The following is a 15,336-nucleotide window of genomic DNA, read 5'->3' on the forward strand; positions in this document are numbered from 1 at the left end:
TCACCCAGCGAAAGGAAACAGCAGCGATGACACACACCTCCTCGGTGCCCACCGTGGTCCTCACCGACGCGCGCGCGATCGAGCTGGAGGACTGGGGTCCCCTGCCCGAAGCCACCGGCGAGCCGATGCGGACCGCGGGCAAGAAGCTGTGGACCGGCGACGGCGTGCTCGAAGTCGGCCTCTGGGAGTGCGCGCCAGGGCCGTCCCGCTGGGTCTTCGAGACCAACGAGTCCGTCACCGTGCTCGAAGGCCGCATGACCGTCACCGAGGACGGCGGCCGAACCTACGAGATCAAGGCCGGTGACAGCGCCGTGTTCCCGCTCGGCTGGGCGGGCACGTGGGACATCCACGAAACCGTGTTCAAGGTCTACACGGCTTTCTGACCACAAAGGAGCGACAGATGCCGGGCACACTACGCACCGTCCGCGGGGACATCGACCCCGCGGAAATGGGCTCCACATTGCCGCACGAGCACGTCTTCGGTGCCGTGGACATGTACTGGGACCCGGGGGAGGACCCGCGCGCCTCCGCCGACCCCGGTGCCGGCCCCACGCTGGAAAACCTGTGGCACTGGCGCGAGAACCCGTGCGCCAACCGCGGGAACCTGCACATGGGCGACGAGAAGGACGCGATCGACGAGCTCTCGGTCCTGCCCGGCCTCGGCGTCGGTACACTGGTCACCCTGTCCCCGATCGGCATGGGCCGCAACGCCGCCGGTCTGCGGTACGTCTCCGAGGTCACCGGCGTGCACATCGTGGCCGGGTCGTCCTACTACGTGGCCGCGAGCTGGCCCGGCGAGCGCAGGTCCATGACCGAGGACCAGATGGTCGACGAGATCGCCCGGGACATCACCGTCGGTATGGAGGGCACCGACGTGCGGGCCGGCATCGTCGGCGAGGTCGGCCTGTCCTGGCCGATCGACCCGCTGGAAGAGCGGGCGCTCGCGGCGAGCGTGCGCGCGCACCGGCAGACCGGCGCCGCGTTGTCCATCCACAACCCCTACTACGTGCCCGGAGCAGGCACACTGCTCGAGATCGGCCGCCGCATCGCCGACCTCGGTGCCGACATGAGCCGGGTGATCATGGGGCACTGCGACGGGTTCTCCCGCGATCCGCGGTTCCCGGACGTGGTCGCCGAGCTCGGCTGCTACGTCGAACTCGACCTGTTCGGCTACCCCAGCGGGTACGAGCCGGAGGTGGACTTCGTCTACCCGTCCGACGAGCTGCGCGTGGAGACCATCCTCGGTCTCATCAAGGCCGGTCTCGCCGATCGGCTGCTGCTCTCGCACGACATCTGCTTCAAGACCAGCAGGCAGAAGTTCGGCGGGAACGGCTACGGCTACATCCACCGCGTGATCGTGCCGTGGCTCAAGCGCAAGGGGGCCGACGACGACGTGCTCGACCAGATCCTGGTCCGCAACGCGCAGACGGTGCTGCCGCTGGCCCCGGTCTGATCGCGAGCGCACCAGAGGGCCCCCGGCTGCCGGCCGGGGGCCCTCTTTTCGTTCTGACACCCGCGAAACCTGACTGGAGTCCAGGTTGGTAACGCGACTGCAGTCGTGTAATGTGGTCGTAACAGGTGGAACGGGGGAGTACCGATGAGACGGACCGCGTACGAGCGCAGATCCGGCCCACGTGCCCCGGTCACGGGGGGACTGCGCAAGCTGCCGGTCCAGGAACGTTCCCGCGCGATGGTCGAGCACGTGCTGGAGACCGCGACGGAGCTGGTCGAGAACCTCGGTTACGAGGCGGTGGTGGGGTCACCGACCCTGCTGCTGGAGAAGACGGGGGTCAGCCGGGGCTCGTTCTACGCCTTCTTCGAGAGTCCCGAACGGGTGCTCGAAGAGCTGTGTCACCGCCAGATGCAGAGCTCGACCGAAGGGCTCACGCGCGCTCTGAAAGACCGGCCGGGCGAGCAGTGGACCGAGATCGTCGACATCCTGACCGGCTACTACACGCAGGAACACCGGATCCCGCTGGTCCGCGAGCTCTGGGTGCGGCAGAACCTCACCGAACGCGTCCGCACCCTCGACGAGCTGGTCATCGAGGACTGGGCCGGCCGCGTCCTGGAGCAGTTCCGGCAGCACGCCCCGGCCTTCGACGGGCTCACCCAGGCCCACTGCAGCGTGGCCCTGCACGCGCTGGAACGGCTCGTCCAGTTCGCCTTCACCGACGACGAGGACGGCGATCCCGCCGTCCTCGCCCAGGCCCACTTCATGCTCACGCACTTCTTCGCGGGCCATGCCGCCGTCAGCCCGTCGTGCTGAAAAAGACGTTCTTCACCTCGGTGTAGGCATCCAGCGCGTCCGGGCCCAGTTCACGGCCGAGACCGGACTGCTTGAACCCGCCGAAGGGCGTGGTGACACGCACCGACGTGTAGGAGTTGACCGCGAGGGCACCGGCGTCGACCGCACGCGCCACGCGCAGGGACCGCGCGGCGTCGGACGTCCAGATCGACCCGGCCAGGCCGTACACCGTGTCGTTGGCGCGGACCACCGCCTCGGCTTCGGTGTCGAAGGCGAACACCGACACGACCGGTCCGAAGATCTCCTCCCGCGCCGCCGGGTGCGCGTCATCGATCGGATGCAGCACCGTGGGCGGCATCCAGTAACCGGGCCCCTCCGGTGCGGAGCCGCGGAAGAGCACCGGCGCACCGTCCACATGAGCCCGCACGCGGGCCGCCTGCCCGGCCGACACGAGCGGCCCCATCTGGGTGTTCTCGTCCAGTGGATCGCCGACCACGATGCCGCCGACCACCTTCTCCAGCCGCTCCAGGAATCCCTCCAGCGCGGGCCGCTCGACGAACACGCGGGACCGCGCGCAGCAGTCCTGCCCGGAGTTGCCGAAGACGGCACCGGTCAGCCCGCTCGCGGCGGCGTCGAGATCGGCGTCGGCGAACACCAGCGCGGCCGATTTCCCGCCCAGCTCCAGCGTGACCCGCTTGAGCGTGCCCGCCGCGCGCCGCGCGATGTCCTTGCCGACGTCAGTGGACCCGGTGAAGGCGATCTTGCCGATCCCCGGGTGCTCGACCATCGCCCGGCCGATCGTCCGGCCCGGGCCCACGAGCACGGTCAGCAGGCCCTCCGGCAGTCCGGCGGCGGTCGCGATCGCCGCCAGCTCGCGTGCCGTGAGCGGGGTCAGCTCCGCGGGTTTGAGCACGATCGCGTTGCCCGCGGCCAGACCGGGTGCCACCTTCCAGGACGCGATGGTGAGCGGATAGTTCCACGGGGTGATCAGGCCGACGACCCCGATCGGCTCGCGGAAGGTCATGTCGACACCGCCGTCGACGGGAATGGTGTGTCCCAGCAGCCGTTCCGGCGCCGCCGCGTAGTAGCGGAACGTCGCGGCCGCGCCGGCGACGGCGCCACGTGCTTCGGCGATCGGCATCCCGACATTGCGGGATTCCAGCCGTGCCAGTCGTTCCGCGTTCGACTCGATCGCCGCAGCGACCGCGAGCAGGGCCTGCCCGCGGTACTGCGGGGATTCCGCGGCCCACAGCTTCTGCGCCGTCGCGGCGCGGGCGACGACGGCGTCCAGTTCGGCGACATCGGTCAGTTCGAGTGTGTCGAGCACGCGCTCGGTGGCGGGCTCGATGACGTCGAGGGTGGTCACGCTGGCTGCTCCTCCTTGGCCGTCCGCGCCGCGACCGCGACGAAGACGGTGAGCGCGTGGTGAAGGTGGTCGACCTCCGGGTGCCACTGGACACCCAGGGCGTACTGGCGGGACGGGAACTCGATGGCCTCGGCGAGCCGGTCCGGAAGGGACCAGGCCGTCACCACGGCACCCTCGCCCAGCTCGTCCACCCCTTGGTGGTGATGGGAGTTGACGATCTGCACACCACTGCCCGACAGCGACGCGGCGTGCGAGCCGGGGACCACGTCGACCTCGTGGAAGGTCGCGCTGTCCAGACGTCCGGGGCTGGGCCGGTGTTCGGCGAACCCGGAGTCGGTCAGGTGCTGGTGCAGCGTGCCGCCCGCGGCCACGTTGAGGATCTGCATGCCCCGGCAGATCCCCAGCACCGGCAGGTTCCGGGCCAGCGCGGCACGGGCCAGGGACAGTTCGAACGCGTCGCGCCGCGGCACGGTCGCCTCGGTGCGCGCGCTCTTGGGCGCGCCATACGTCTCTGGCTCCAGGTCGACGCCGCCGATGAGCAGCAGACCGTCGACCCGGTCCAGCACCAGACCGGGCCGCGCCACGGCACGGGGGTCGGGCACCAGGCCGACCGGCAGGCCGCCCGCCGCGCGTACCTTGGCCAGGTAGGTGTCGGGGAGGATCGCGGCCTGCTGGTCCCAGAACCCCCAGCGGGCGGGTTCGAACGCCGCGCAGACTCCGATGACGGGTGTGGTCATGGCGTGTCAGGCGATCTCGTCGGCGAACTTGTGTTCCGCCTCGGTGAGGCAGCGGTCGACGATCTCGATCGCCCGCTCGGCCTCCTCGCGGGTCAGGACGAACGGCGGCGCGAGGTGCAGCACGTCCCACACCCGCGTCACCAGACCCTCTTCCTGGGTGCGCAGTGCCAGGAACTTGATGAACGGGTGCGAGGTGCCCCACGCCTGCTTCGTGCTCTTGTCCTTGACGAAGTCGATGGCGCACAACAGGCCCTGCCCGCCGCGGACGTCGCCGACCGTCGGGTGCTCGCGCAGCCGCTGGGCCAGTTCGAACAGGTAGGTGCCCATCTCGGCCGAACGCTCGACGAGGTTTTCCCGTTCGAGGATCTCGATGTTCTTGAGCGCGGCCGCCGCGGCGACGGCGTGACCGCCGAAGGTGATCAGGTGGTTGAGCGCCCGGCCGTCCGGCCGGAAGTCGTCGAACAGCGACGAGCGCGCCGCGACCGCGGCGATCGGCGCGTAGCCGCTGGACAGTCCCTTCGCCATGGTCATCAGGTCGGGCACTACGCCGTAGTGCTCGGCGGCGAACCACGTGCCGGTGCGGCCCCAGCCGGTGATGACCTCGTCCATGATGAGCAGGACGCCGTAGCGGTCGCAGATCTCGCGCAGCATCCGCCAGTAGACGGGGCCGGGCAGGTGGGTGCCGTTGGCGACCGAGATCGGCTCGCCGATGACCGCCGCGACGTGCTCGGGGCCCTGGGTCAGGATCTCCTGCTCGACGAAGCGGGCGCACATGATGTCGCCGGCTTCGCCCGTCAGGCCGAAGACGTTGCGGTAGTGGTTGGGGGAGGGGACCTTGCTCACGCCGGCCATGAACGGTCCGAAGTACCTCTCGTCGGCGCTGCCGGTCAGGCTGGCGGCGCCGAACGTGGTGCCGTGATAGGACCCGCGCCGGGCGATGATCTTGTACCGCTTGCCGAAGCCGCGCATCACCTGGACCTGCTTGGCGATCTTCATCGCGCTCTCGACGGCCTCCGAGCCCCCGGAACACAGGAACACGCGGTCCAGATCGCCCGGGGTCAGCGAACTGATCTTTTCCGCCAACGTGATCGCGGCGGGGTTGGCCGCGTTGGACGCGGCGGTGTAGGCGATCTTCTTGGCCTGTGCCGCCATCGCGTCCGCGATCTCGGTGCGCCCGTGGCCCGCGGCGACGACGAACAGGCCGGACAGCCCGTCGAGGTAGGTGCCGCCGCGTACGTCGGTCAGCGTCGCGCCACGCCCTTCGACGAACACCCGGAGCCCGCCGTGCGTGAGCTCGTTCCACTCGAGGTCGTTGCTGTGCAGCCACAGGTGTTCCAGCGCGGCGGTCTCCAGCGGGTCCCGGTCGTACGCTGCGGTCATCGGCTCACTCCTCGTGCTCGGCTAATTGGAGCGGTAGACACTCCTTTTGTAAGGGACGGTGCGGGCGGCGTCAAGCGGAACCTTGCGGGCCGCCGAGTGCTTCTGTTAGAAAAAGGCTCATGGTGGAATCCATTGAGGAAGTCGAGGGATGACTATGTCTGCGACAGCCACCACCCCCGCGGGCACGCCGCCCGCCGACGTGCGCTCGCTCCTGCTGCTCTTCCCCGACCTGCACGGCGGCCTGCGCGGCAAGATGGTCGAACCCCGGCTCGTCGACGACCGGGCGCGCGCCGAGGGGCTGCCGACCACCGACCTGCTGCTCGCCGTGGATCCCCGGGACGAACCGATCACGACACTGCCGTCCATGGGGCTCAACGGCGGCGCGAAGGACCTGCTGCTGCGGCCCGACGAGACCACTTGGCGGCCGGTGCCGTGGTTCCCGGATTCCGCACTGCTGCTGGGAGATCTCCACGAAACCAGCGGCCTGCCGTGCGAGGTCAGCCCGCGCCAGGTGTTGCGGCGCGCACTGGGAGCGCTCGCCGACCAGGGACTTCGCGTGCGGGCGGCGTTCGAGTTCGAGTTCCGGCTGTTTCGGGCCGGTGGGTGGGAACCCGCCACCTCCGGTCTCAGCTACAGCCCGTTGACGTTGTCCGAGGTCGCCGGGTTCCTCGGCACGCTGCGGCACTACGCCGACGCCCTCCGGCTGGACCTGTCCGTGGTGCACGCGGAGGGGGCGCCCGGCCTCATCGAGGTCAACGTCGACCCGCAGGACGGCCTGGCCGCCGCCGACACGGCCGCGCTGCTCCGCCTCGCCGCGGCCGAGGCGGCCCGGCCGCACGGGCTGCGGGCGAGTTTCCTGGCCAAACCGTTCGCGCGGGAGGAAGGGTCGAGCGCGCACGTGCACTTCTCGCTGTGGGACGAGAGTGGTGCCAACGTGTTGCGGTCGGCCGAGACGGACCTGGAAGACGAGACCTACCGCCGGATCGCCTGGGGGGTCCTGGCGAACCTGCCCGCGCTGAGCCTGGTCTACAACCCCACGATCAACTCCTACAAACGGCTCGTGCCCGGCTACTTCGCGCCGGTGCGGGCGTCCTGCGGCACCGACGACCGGTCGTTCGCGTTGCGTGCCCTGCTGCGCGGTCCCAGTTCGAGCCGCTTCGAGCTGCGACGCCCCGGCGCGGACTGCAACCCCTACCTGACACTGGCGGCCATCGCGGCCTCGGTCCACCTCGGACTCATCGAACCGTCCATTCCGGACCGTGGCGGACTGGACCGGTACGACGAACCGCTGCCGTCCAGCCTCGACGGTGCCGTGGCCGAGTTCCGGCGGCGCGACGCCGGACTGGACAAGGTGCTCGGCGCCGGATTCTGCGAATACTACCTGCGCACGCGCGAATGGGAACTGCACGCGTGGCAGAACGCCGTCACCGAGTGGGAACGGGAACGGTATTCGTGAGGCCGGGGGCCGGGCCCGGCGCTTGCTAGCATGGGCAGGTGAGTGGTGTCTCTGGGCGGGGGAGCGCGACGGGTGCCTGAGCCGGTGGGGTTGAGCGTCAGCGGGTTGTCTCCGCGTGCGGTCGCGTTGCCGCCCCCGGAGGTCGACGCCAACCGGTACGTGGCCGACCTCGTGCGCCGGGAGATCCGGCTGGGGCTGTTGCCGCCGGGGTCGGCACTGCCCTCGGAGCGGGAGTTCGCCGAGATGCTCGGCGTCGGCCGCACGCCGGTCCAGCTGGCGTTCCGGCAGCTGCGGTCGGAAGGCCTGATCGAACAGCGCCGCGGCCGCGGCGGTGGCGCGTTCGTCCGGGGCGCGAGCGAGGACGAGTCACGCTTTCATGGCGTGATCTCCGAAGCGGTCCGCAACCGCGACGAGATCCGGCTGGCGATGGAGTACCGGTGCCTGGTGGAGCCTGCCGTGGCGAGGCTGGCGAGCGAGCGGCGCACGGCCGCGGAACTGACCGCGCTCCAGTCCGCGCACGACCAGCTGCGCGAGTCGCCGGACGACGCGTCGTTCATGCGCAGCGACGCGGTCTTCCACCTCACGCTGGCCCACATCACCGCCAACCCGTTCCTCGTGCGCGGCATCGAGGAGTCCCGCCAGTGCTGTCACCCCGCGCTCGCGCTGCTCCCGGAGGGCGGCACCTTCCACGAAGCCACCATCGCCGAACACGACGAGATCCTGGCGGCCGTGCGCGGCCGGGAGCCTGCCGAGGCGGAACGCGCCATGCGTGCCCACGTCGAACGCAGCATGTGGAGCGTGCAGAAACTGCTCGCCACGCTCAGGGAACGCCACCCGGAACCCTCTGCCTGACCCCTGTGGCGGCCGGAACCAGTGTTGCAGGCTGGGCTCGCGCGCGCCTTGAGTTGCGGTGCGAGGGCGCGCGGCTTCATGACCCATCTTCCCCAGAGCCATGTCCTGTCCCGCCGCTTCCCCGACAGGACCGCCGTGGTGCACCGTCGCTCGTCGGCCCGGTCGTTTCCGGGGTCGCGCGGGGAAACAGCCGTCCGGGATAGTAGTTTTCCCTCACGATCGAGGGGAGCCGGCGGAGTGACACGTCTGCACGTGGGCTGCGCGATGTGGAACCACAAGGCGTGGTCCGGGCGGTTCCTGCCGCCGTCGCTGCCGGCGAGGGAACGACTGCGCGCCTACGCCGGCTGGTGCAACGCGGTCGAAGGCAACACCACCTTCTACGCGACTCCCGCCCGCGACACCGTCGCCACCTGGGCGCGGCAGACCGGCCCCGGCTTCCGGTTCGTGGTCAAGCTGCCCAAGGTCGTCACCCACGAGCGCCGGTTCGCGGGGGTCGAGGCCGAGATGCGGGCGTTCCTGGACGCGATCGAACCCCTGGGTGAGCGGGCGGTCCTGTGGACGCAGTTGCCCGCCTCGTTCGGCCCGCCGGACGTCGACGCCCTCGTCCGATTCCTGCGCCGGCTCCCCGCCGCGCGCCGGCGCGCAGTCGAGGTGCGGCACCCCGGGTTCTTCACCGATCCCGGCTCGACGTCATTGCTGGAGAGGGCGCTGGCCGCCGCGGACGCCGAGTGGGTGCCGTTCGACACCACCGTCTTCTTCCGGAGCCCGCCGTCCAGCGAGGCCGAGCAGGAAGCCTGGGACCGGAAACCGCGCCTGCCCCGGCGGACGCGGGCACTGACCGACCGGCCGATCGTCCGTTACCTCGGCCGGGACTCGGTCGAGGAGACGGTCGCGGGGTGGCGGCCGTGGACGGCGGTGGTCGCCGGGTGGCTGCGCGAGGGCCGCTCGCCGACGGTTTTCCTGCACACCCCCGACAACCACGACGCACCGTCGCTCGCCCGCCGTTTCCACGACGACGTTCGAGCGCTGGTACCCGGACTCGGCGCACTGCCCGAGCCGGAGCCGGTCGAGCCCGCGACGCTGTTCTGAGCACGGGCAGGGGAAACGGCGGCGGGAAGCAGGAGGCCGGAGGGTCACCGGCTGTCGGGTTCGCCGTTGAGCATCGCGGCCGTCAGGATGGTGCCCGCCACGCCCCACCCGCCGTCGACGACTTCGTCGACGAGCACGACGGTGGTCGGACGCGCGCGCTCGCCGTAGATTTCGGCGTAGAGGTCGGTGGTGCGTTCGACGATCTTCTGCTTGTCCTCGGCCGTGAGAGTACCGGCTGGAACCTTGAAGTTGGCGAAAGGCATGTGACCATCTTGCGGGCAGTGCACCAGGGGAAACAGGGGATGCCGTCCCCTGCTTCGACGTCCCGCCACCGGTGCACACTGGTGAGGTGAGTTCCCGGAAACTGGTCGAGCTGGGCGCGTTCCTCAGGTCCCGGCGTGAGCGCATCCGCCCCGAAGAGGTGGGTCTGGTGGCCGGCCCCCGGCGGCGGGTGACCGGGCTCCGCCGCGACGAGGTCGCCCAGCTGGCCGGGGCCTCGGTGGACTACTACAACGAACTCGAACGCGGAGCCGGGTCCCAGCCGTCGGAACAGATGCTCGCCGCGCTGGCCCGTGCGCTGAGACTGACCGATGACGAACGCCGGCACCTGTATCACCTTGCCGACCGCCCCACCCCCCGGTCGGGTGGTCCGGCTTCCCACGTGCCTCCGGGGATGCTGGATCTGATCAGCAGGCTGCCCACCACGCCCGCTCAGGTCATCACCGACCTGCACGTGACCCTCGTGCAGAACCCGATGGCCGTCGCGTTGCTGGGGGACCAGTCGGGGTTTCGGGGCAGCAGGGCCAGCTTCGTCCACCGGTGGTTCACCGAACCCCGGTCGAGGACGCTCTACCCCGGGGAAGACCACGATGCCCAGTCGCGAGCGTTCGTCGCCGACGTGCGCGCTGCCGCCGCACGCCGCGACTCCGGGGACACCGAAGCGCAGTCGATGATCGAAGATCTGCGTCTGCGCTCACCGGAGTTCGCCAGGATCTGGGACGAACACGACGTGGCGTTCCGCCGGAACGATCGCAAGCGCCTGATCCACCCGTCCCTCGGGCTGGTGGAGGTCAACTGCCTCAACCTCTTCAGCGAGGACGGCCGCCAGCGCCTCCTGTGGTTCACGCCCGCTCTCGGAACCGGCAGCGCCGAGAAGCTGGAGATGCTGGCGGTACTCGGCGCCCAGACCTTCGCCACCGGCCGGAGCTGAGGGGCGGAATCAGGCGAAGAAGTGGAGGATGGAGCTGCGCACGGAGCTGTTGTAGCAGATGGCGGAGGCGGTCTCGCCGATGCCGACGACCTTGCTGGTGGCCGAGGACCCGTCCCAGCAGGCCGCGGCGATGCCGTAGTGGCCGGTGCCCGCCGTGCACACGACGTTGATCGTCTGCCCGCGTGAGCCGGAAGTCCACCTCGTGCAGTCGTCGGGCGTCGCCGACGCGGGCGCGGCGGTCACCAGGGCCAGTGCGCCCAGGGCGGAGGTGAGGACGGTTGCGGCGAGGGCGCGAACGCCCCGGCGGTGCCCCGTGGCGCGGCGTGGAAGGCGCGTGGTGGTCATGTGCTGCTCCTTGCGAGTACGGGGCGAACCTGCGATCGGGGGGAAAGCTACCAGTGCGCCGCACCCGGAACATGCCGAAACGGTGAACTTTGCCTGACATGCACCCGCCGGGCACGCCTGTCCGGTTCGGCGATCGCCGCCGGGTCAGGAAGAGCCGTGCGGCCCGGCCCGGGATGCGAGGCTGCGCCAGGAGCCGCGAGACGCTCGGCGCGCTGGGGCGCGTGGCCCGCGCGGCGTCACGTCACGGGTGGACTTAGCGCTCGTTCAGTCGCTAATCTGTCGCCCGGCTGAAAGGGGTGTTGCGACATGGAGGTCGGCAACGCGGTCGCGGCGGTGACCGGTGGCGCGTCGGGTCTGGGGCTGGCGACGGTCAAGGAGCTGCACGGTCGGGGTGCGAAGGTCATGATCGTGGACCTGCCCTCGTCGCGGGGCGAAGCGGTCGCGAAGGAGCTGGGGGACGGTGTCGCGTTCACCGCGGCGGACGTGACCGACGAGGCCCAGGTGTCCGCGGCGCTGGACGCGGCCGAGCGGCTGGGGACCCTGCGGGTGGCGGTCAACTGCGCGGGCATCGGCAACGCGATCAAGACGGTGGGCAAGCAAGGTGCTTTCCCGCTGGACGCGTTCACCAAGGTCGTCTCGGTCAACCTGATCGGGACGTTCAACGTGATCCGGCTGGCGGCGGAGCGGATTTCGAAGGCCGAGCCGGTGGGTGAGGAACGCGGCGTCATCGTCAACACGGCGTCGGTGGCGGCGTTCGACGGGCAGATCGGGCAGGCCGCGTATTCGGCGTCGAAGGGCGGCATCGTCGGCATGACGCTGCCGATCGCGCGTGACCTGGCGAGCTTGCGGGTCCGGGTGGTCACGATCGCGCCGGGCCTGTTCCACACGCCGCTGTTCGCGACGCTGCCGGAGGACGCGATCGCGTCGCTGGGCGCTCAGGTGCCGCATCCGTCGCGGCTGGGCGATCCGGCCGAGTTCGCGGCACTGGCCCGCCACATCGTGGAGAACCCGATGCTCAACGGTGAGACCATCCGGCTGGACGGCGCCATCCGCATGGCGCCCCGCTGACCGGCTGCGCCCGCAAGCGCGCCGCTCGGGTCGATGCCGCCTGCTGATCCCATGGCCCTGACCCCGCGGAACCCGCTCGTCGCGGCGAATGCCGCCCCCCGCATACCGGCCGGTCAGGTCAGATCCGCCACCTCGATCCCTTCGGCGGCGAGGCGTTCGCGGTAGACGGCGAGGTTGGCGAGTTTGACACCTTCGTACCCGCGCACCAGATCGGGCAGGGTCGCGATCCGGACGGCGCGTTCGTAGTTCTCGGGGGTCAGGCTCTCGGCCAGGCCGGTGACGACCTGGCGGTAGTGCGCGACCAGTGCGCGCTCGAGCCGCCGGACGCGGGCGTACCCGAAGAGGTCGAACGGGGTGCCGCGCAGTCCCTTGAAACCGGCCAGCAGGCGCAGCAGCCGGTGGGAGCGGGGGCCGAACCGGACCTTCTTCTTCCGTCCGAGCGCGCGGAGGATCGGCGGGTGCAGCTGGAAGGTCACCCGCCCGCTTCCGGGGACCTCGGCCGTGGCGGCCTCGGCGAACCCGGGGGCGGTGAGGAGGCGGGCGACTTCGTACTCGTCCTTGTAGGCGGTGAGTTTGTGGAGGTAGCGCGCGACCGCTTCGGTGAAGCGGGTTTCCGGTGTGACGGCACGTTCGGCGTCCCGCACCCGTTCGACGAACCGGATGTAGTCCTCGGCCGTCCGCGCGTTCTGGAACTCGACGAGCTCGGCGGCCCGGTGCTCGACGAGGCGGCGGACCTCGCCGTCGAGTGACGATCCGGCCAGCGCTTCCAGCCGTACGGGAACCTTCGCCCGTCGCGGTGGTGCGATCGCGGCGGCGAAGCGGTCCGGCGCCGCGACGGCGGCCCGGCCCCACCGGAACGCCGCGACGTTGGCGGACACGGCCACCCCGTTGACACCGATCGCCTCCTCGATGGCGTCGGCGGGAATCGTGAGCGCGCCGCTCTGGTACGCGGCACCGACGAGGAGGAAGTTCGCGGCCGCGGTGCTGCCGAACAGGGCCTGCGCGGCGGCGAGGGCGTCGAACGTGTGGAGTTCGGCGCTCACGGAAGACAGGCGCGCGACGAGGTCGTCCGCCGCCGGATGACCGACGGCCGGGTCGTACACCATGTCGCCGGTGGGGGTTTCGCTGGTCGAGGCGATGGCGATGGTCGTGGTGGGGTCGGCGTAGGCCAGGTGACGGGGTTCGGCGGCGGTGAGCAGGTCGAAGGCGAGGAGACAGTCCGCAGTGCCCGGTGAGACCCGGTTCGAGGGCGCGAGATCCGTTTCGGAGAAACGGAGGTGACCGGTGACCGGTCCGGCCTTCTGGCTCAGCCCGGTCTGGTCCAGGGTTTCGACGTCGAATCCGGCCAGCACGGCGGCGGTGGCGAGCACCTGGTTGACGGTGACGATGCCGGTGCCGCCGATGCCGGCGAGGAACACGTTCTGGGCGCCCGGCCGTCCGGACGGCGCGGGGGCCGGGACCTCCGGCGGACCGGGGATCTCGTGCCGCGCCCGCCCGGCACGCGGGTCGATCTCGACGGTGACGAACGACGGGCAATCGCCGTCGAGACAGCTGTAGTCGGTGTTGCAGGAGGTCTGGTCGATCCGCGTCTTGCGCCCGTACTCGGTTTCGACGGGACGCACCGACAGGCAGTTGCTCTTCCGGCCGCAGTCGCCGCAGCCTTCGCAGACGGCTTCGTTGATGACGACCCTGGTCGTGCGCGCGGGCAGCGTGCCGCGCTTGCGCTGCCGCCGGGCGTCGGCGGCGCAGTGCTGGTCGTAGATCAGGACGGTGACGCCCGGGGTGTCCCGCAGCAGGCGCTGGGCTTCGTCGAGCCGGTCGCGGTGCCACAGCAGCGTGCCCTTGGCGAGTTTGCGACGGCGGTGACGGCCCGGCTCGTCGGCGCAGATGATGATCCGGCTGACGCCTTCGCGCGTGAGTTTGTGGGTCAGTGCCTCCACGGGGAGCGCACCCTCGGCGTCCTGCGCCCCGGTCATGGCCACGACTTCGTTGTAGAGAAGCTTGTAGGTGATGTTGACCCCGGCGGCGACGCACGCCTGGACGGCGAGCTGTCCGGAGTGGAAGTACGTGCCGTCACCGATGTTCTGGAAGATGTGGCCGACATCGGTGAACGGTGCCTGGCCGATCCACTGCGCCCCTTCGCCGCCCATCTGGGTGATCCCGGTGACCGACGACGATTTCCGTCCTTCGAGCGTCACCATCGTGTGGCAGCCGATGCCGCCTCCGCCGACGGAGCCTTCCGGGAGCACGGTCGAGCGGTTGTGCGGGCACCCGCTGCAGAAGTAGGGCGCTCGTGAGGTGCTCAGCACGGGCAGCGGGATCGGACCGCGGGCGGGGGCGGCGAGTGGGACGCGGTCGCGCAGCATCCGGCGCAACGGGGCCGCCAGCCGCGCGGCGGTCAGCTCACCGTCGTGCGGGATGAGCGGACGGCCGTCCGCGTCCTTCTTCCCGAGGACCCGTGGTGTGTGGGCGGTTCCGTAGAGCGCGTCCCGGATCTGGGTTTCGAGGAAGGCGGTTTTGTCCTCGACGACGAGGATCTCTTCGAGGCCGGCGGCGAACTTCGCGACGGCGGCCCGGTCGACGGGGTGGATCAGGCCCATCCGCATCACCCTGATCCCGGACCGGCCGAGCTGGGCGTCGTCGACGCCGAGGTCGAGGAGGCTTTGGCGGAGCGCGTCGTAGGTGCTCCCGGAGGCGATCAGGCCGACGGTGGGCGCGGGCGGGTCCACCACGACGGGGTTGAGGTCGTTGGCCGCGGCGTAGGCGACGACCGTGGCCGCGCGCGGACCGTACAGGTCGGCCTCGGCGGACTGGATGTGGCCGGGAGCGAGGTCGACGGTGCGCTGCCGGTAGGTCCACGGTCGTCCGTCCCAGGTGGACGGTGGAACGACGGGCCGGATCCGGGACACGGCGTCGTCGACGGTCCAGGCACCGTCGGCGACATCGGCGACGATCTTGAGCGCGACCACACAGCCCGACGCGCGGGACATCGCGATCCCGTGCAGGCCCAGCGTGACGATCTCGGCCGCGTTGCGCGGGAACAGCACGGGAATGCCCAGCGCCGCCAGCGACCGTTCGCTGACCGCGGGAACGGTCGACGACTTGCTGCCCGGGTCGTCCCCGACGAGCAGCAACGCGCCGCCGTCCGGATTGACGCCGAACATGTTCGCGTGACGCAGTGCGTCGGTGGCGCGGTCCAGGCCGGGCCCCTTGCCGTACCAGACGCCGACCACACCGTCGTAGCGCGAGGTGCCGACCGGAAGGTCCGTCTGGGAGCCCCACACCGCCGTGGCCGCGAGTTCCTCGTTGAGGCCGGGCACGAAGGTGACGTCGTGCGCGGCCAGCGTTTCGGGCATCCCGCCGAGCAGCCGGTCCACGCCCCCGAGCGGGCTGCCCTGGTATCCGGAGACGAACGTGGCGGTCCGGCGGCCCTGCCGCCGGTCCAGCTCGTGCTGCTCGACGAGCAGCCGGGCGATCGCCTGCACCCCGGTCAGCAGCACGCCCGGAGCACCGGTCCGGTACCGGTCGTCGAGGTCGTACCCGGTCGATGCGCGGTGCTGCAGGGTGCCGGTCATCGCGTCCCTCCGT

General features: G+C 70.7%; 14 protein-coding genes. 8 read left to right on the forward strand and 6 right to left on the reverse strand.

All coding sequences use genetic code 11. The features are described 5' to 3' along the window. Positions 1–26: 26 nt before the first annotated feature. The 3 genes from HNR02_RS23210 (at position 27) to HNR02_RS23220 (ending at position 2,266) form a co-directional block, all read left to right on the forward strand. Entirely contained in the window at positions 27–383 is a 357-nt protein-coding gene (locus HNR02_RS23210) for a cupin domain-containing protein (protein WP_218903049.1), read from the forward strand. Between the two features lie 17 nt (positions 384–400). Further along, the gene (locus tag HNR02_RS23215; RefSeq protein ID WP_179775234.1) at positions 401–1,453 is read left to right on the forward strand and encodes a phosphotriesterase family protein; all 1,053 of its coding nucleotides are present in this window, start codon (positions 401–403) and stop codon (positions 1,451–1,453) included. A 144-nt stretch (positions 1,454–1,597) separates the two neighbouring features. After that, positions 1,598–2,266 (forward strand): TetR/AcrR family transcriptional regulator, encoded by a 669-nt coding sequence (locus tag HNR02_RS23220; RefSeq protein WP_218903051.1) that lies wholly within the window; start codon positions 1,598–1,600, stop codon positions 2,264–2,266. On the opposite strand, the gene HNR02_RS23225 is transcribed toward HNR02_RS23220, so the two are convergent. The 3 genes from HNR02_RS23225 to HNR02_RS23235 are packed head-to-tail and all read right to left on the reverse strand — an operon-like array spanning position 2,250 to position 5,728. Then, on the reverse strand, positions 2,250–3,611 hold the full coding sequence (locus HNR02_RS23225; protein WP_179775235.1) for an aldehyde dehydrogenase family protein: 1,362 nt from the start codon (positions 3,609–3,611) through the stop codon (positions 2,250–2,252). The genes HNR02_RS23220 and HNR02_RS23225 overlap by 17 nt on opposite strands. Continuing rightward, positions 3,608–4,348: a gamma-glutamyl-gamma-aminobutyrate hydrolase family protein gene (locus HNR02_RS35590; RefSeq protein WP_179775236.1), complete on the reverse strand. Its 741-nt coding sequence runs from the start codon at positions 4,346–4,348 to the stop codon at positions 3,608–3,610. The genes HNR02_RS23225 and HNR02_RS35590 overlap by 4 nt, the downstream gene beginning before the upstream one ends. 6 nt (positions 4,349–4,354) lie before the next feature. Beyond that, the gene (locus tag HNR02_RS23235) at positions 4,355–5,728 is read right to left on the reverse strand and encodes an aminotransferase family protein (RefSeq protein ID WP_179775237.1); all 1,374 of its coding nucleotides are present in this window, start codon (positions 5,726–5,728) and stop codon (positions 4,355–4,357) included. 154 nt (positions 5,729–5,882) lie between these two features. Here HNR02_RS23235 and HNR02_RS23240 point away from each other — a divergent pair, with 154 nt between their 5' ends. From HNR02_RS23240 to HNR02_RS23250, 3 genes are all read left to right on the forward strand, one after another. Beyond that, positions 5,883–7,184 carry a type I glutamate--ammonia ligase gene (locus tag HNR02_RS23240; protein WP_218903053.1) on the forward strand — a complete coding sequence of 434 codons (1,302 nt, stop codon included), beginning with the start codon at positions 5,883–5,885 and terminating at the stop codon, positions 7,182–7,184. A gap of 72 nt (positions 7,185–7,256) precedes the next feature. After that, a complete protein-coding gene (locus HNR02_RS23245; RefSeq protein WP_179775239.1) occupies positions 7,257–8,036 on the forward strand; it encodes a FadR/GntR family transcriptional regulator in 780 nt (259 codons plus the stop codon). A gap of 237 nt (positions 8,037–8,273) precedes the next feature. Continuing rightward, positions 8,274–9,125 (forward strand): DUF72 domain-containing protein, encoded by an 852-nt coding sequence (locus HNR02_RS23250; RefSeq protein ID WP_512698886.1) that lies wholly within the window; start codon positions 8,274–8,276, stop codon positions 9,123–9,125. Between the two features lie 44 nt (positions 9,126–9,169). Here the strand turns inward: HNR02_RS23250 and HNR02_RS23255 are convergent, their stop codons facing one another. Beyond that, positions 9,170–9,388 carry a tautomerase family protein gene (locus HNR02_RS23255; RefSeq protein WP_179775240.1) on the reverse strand — a complete coding sequence of 73 codons (219 nt, stop codon included), beginning with the start codon at positions 9,386–9,388 and terminating at the stop codon, positions 9,170–9,172. 86 nt (positions 9,389–9,474) lie between these two features. Between HNR02_RS23255 and HNR02_RS23260 the strand changes: the two genes are divergently transcribed. After that, positions 9,475–10,335 carry a helix-turn-helix transcriptional regulator gene (locus tag HNR02_RS23260; RefSeq protein ID WP_312861100.1) on the forward strand — a complete coding sequence of 287 codons (861 nt, stop codon included), beginning with the start codon at positions 9,475–9,477 and terminating at the stop codon, positions 10,333–10,335. A 9-nt stretch (positions 10,336–10,344) separates the two neighbouring features. Here HNR02_RS23260 and HNR02_RS23265 read toward each other — a convergent pair whose 3' ends face one another. Further along, positions 10,345–10,680 carry a hypothetical protein gene (locus HNR02_RS23265; RefSeq protein WP_179775241.1) on the reverse strand — a complete coding sequence of 112 codons (336 nt, stop codon included), beginning with the start codon at positions 10,678–10,680 and terminating at the stop codon, positions 10,345–10,347. Between the two features lie 306 nt (positions 10,681–10,986). On the opposite strand from HNR02_RS23265, the gene HNR02_RS23270 reads away from it, so the two are divergent. After that, complete coding sequence (locus HNR02_RS23270; protein ID WP_179775242.1) at positions 10,987–11,748, forward strand: 3-hydroxyacyl-CoA dehydrogenase; 762 nt, start codon at positions 10,987–10,989, stop codon at positions 11,746–11,748. Positions 11,749–11,861: 113 nt separating this feature from the next. Here the strand turns inward: HNR02_RS23270 and HNR02_RS23275 are convergent, their stop codons facing one another. Further along, on the reverse strand, positions 11,862–15,323 hold the full coding sequence (locus HNR02_RS23275) for an indolepyruvate ferredoxin oxidoreductase family protein (RefSeq protein WP_179775243.1): 3,462 nt from the start codon (positions 15,321–15,323) through the stop codon (positions 11,862–11,864). Positions 15,324–15,336 lie beyond the last annotated feature (13 nt).

It is taken from the genome of Amycolatopsis endophytica (genome assembly GCF_013410405.1).
Taxonomy (GTDB): Bacteria; Actinomycetota; Actinomycetes; order Mycobacteriales; family Pseudonocardiaceae; genus Amycolatopsis_E; species Amycolatopsis_E endophytica.

Excerpts from the sequence above, each read along its gene's own strand:
- HNR02_RS23210 (WP_218903049.1), top strand. The coding sequence starts at position 27 with ATGACACACACCTCCTCGGTGCCCACCGTGGTCCTCACCGACGCGCGC.
- HNR02_RS23215 (WP_179775234.1), top strand. The coding sequence starts at position 401 with ATGCCGGGCACACTACGCACCGTCCGCGGGGACATCGACCCCGCGGAA.
- HNR02_RS23220 (WP_218903051.1), top strand. The coding sequence starts at position 1,598 with ATGAGACGGACCGCGTACGAGCGCAGATCCGGCCCACGTGCCCCGGTC.
- HNR02_RS35590 (WP_179775236.1), bottom strand. The coding sequence starts at position 4,348 with ATGACCACACCCGTCATCGGAGTCTGCGCGGCGTTCGAACCCGCCCGC.
- HNR02_RS23235 (WP_179775237.1), bottom strand. The coding sequence starts at position 5,728 with ATGACCGCAGCGTACGACCGGGACCCGCTGGAGACCGCCGCGCTGGAA.
- HNR02_RS23240 (WP_218903053.1), top strand. The coding sequence starts at position 5,883 with ATGTCTGCGACAGCCACCACCCCCGCGGGCACGCCGCCCGCCGACGTG.
- HNR02_RS23255 (WP_179775240.1), bottom strand. The coding sequence starts at position 9,388 with ATGCCTTTCGCCAACTTCAAGGTTCCAGCCGGTACTCTCACGGCCGAG.
- HNR02_RS23265 (WP_179775241.1), bottom strand. The coding sequence starts at position 10,680 with ATGACCACCACGCGCCTTCCACGCCGCGCCACGGGGCACCGCCGGGGC.
- HNR02_RS23270 (WP_179775242.1), top strand. The coding sequence starts at position 10,987 with ATGGAGGTCGGCAACGCGGTCGCGGCGGTGACCGGTGGCGCGTCGGGT.
- HNR02_RS23275 (WP_179775243.1), bottom strand. The coding sequence starts at position 15,323 with ATGACCGGCACCCTGCAGCACCGCGCATCGACCGGGTACGACCTCGAC.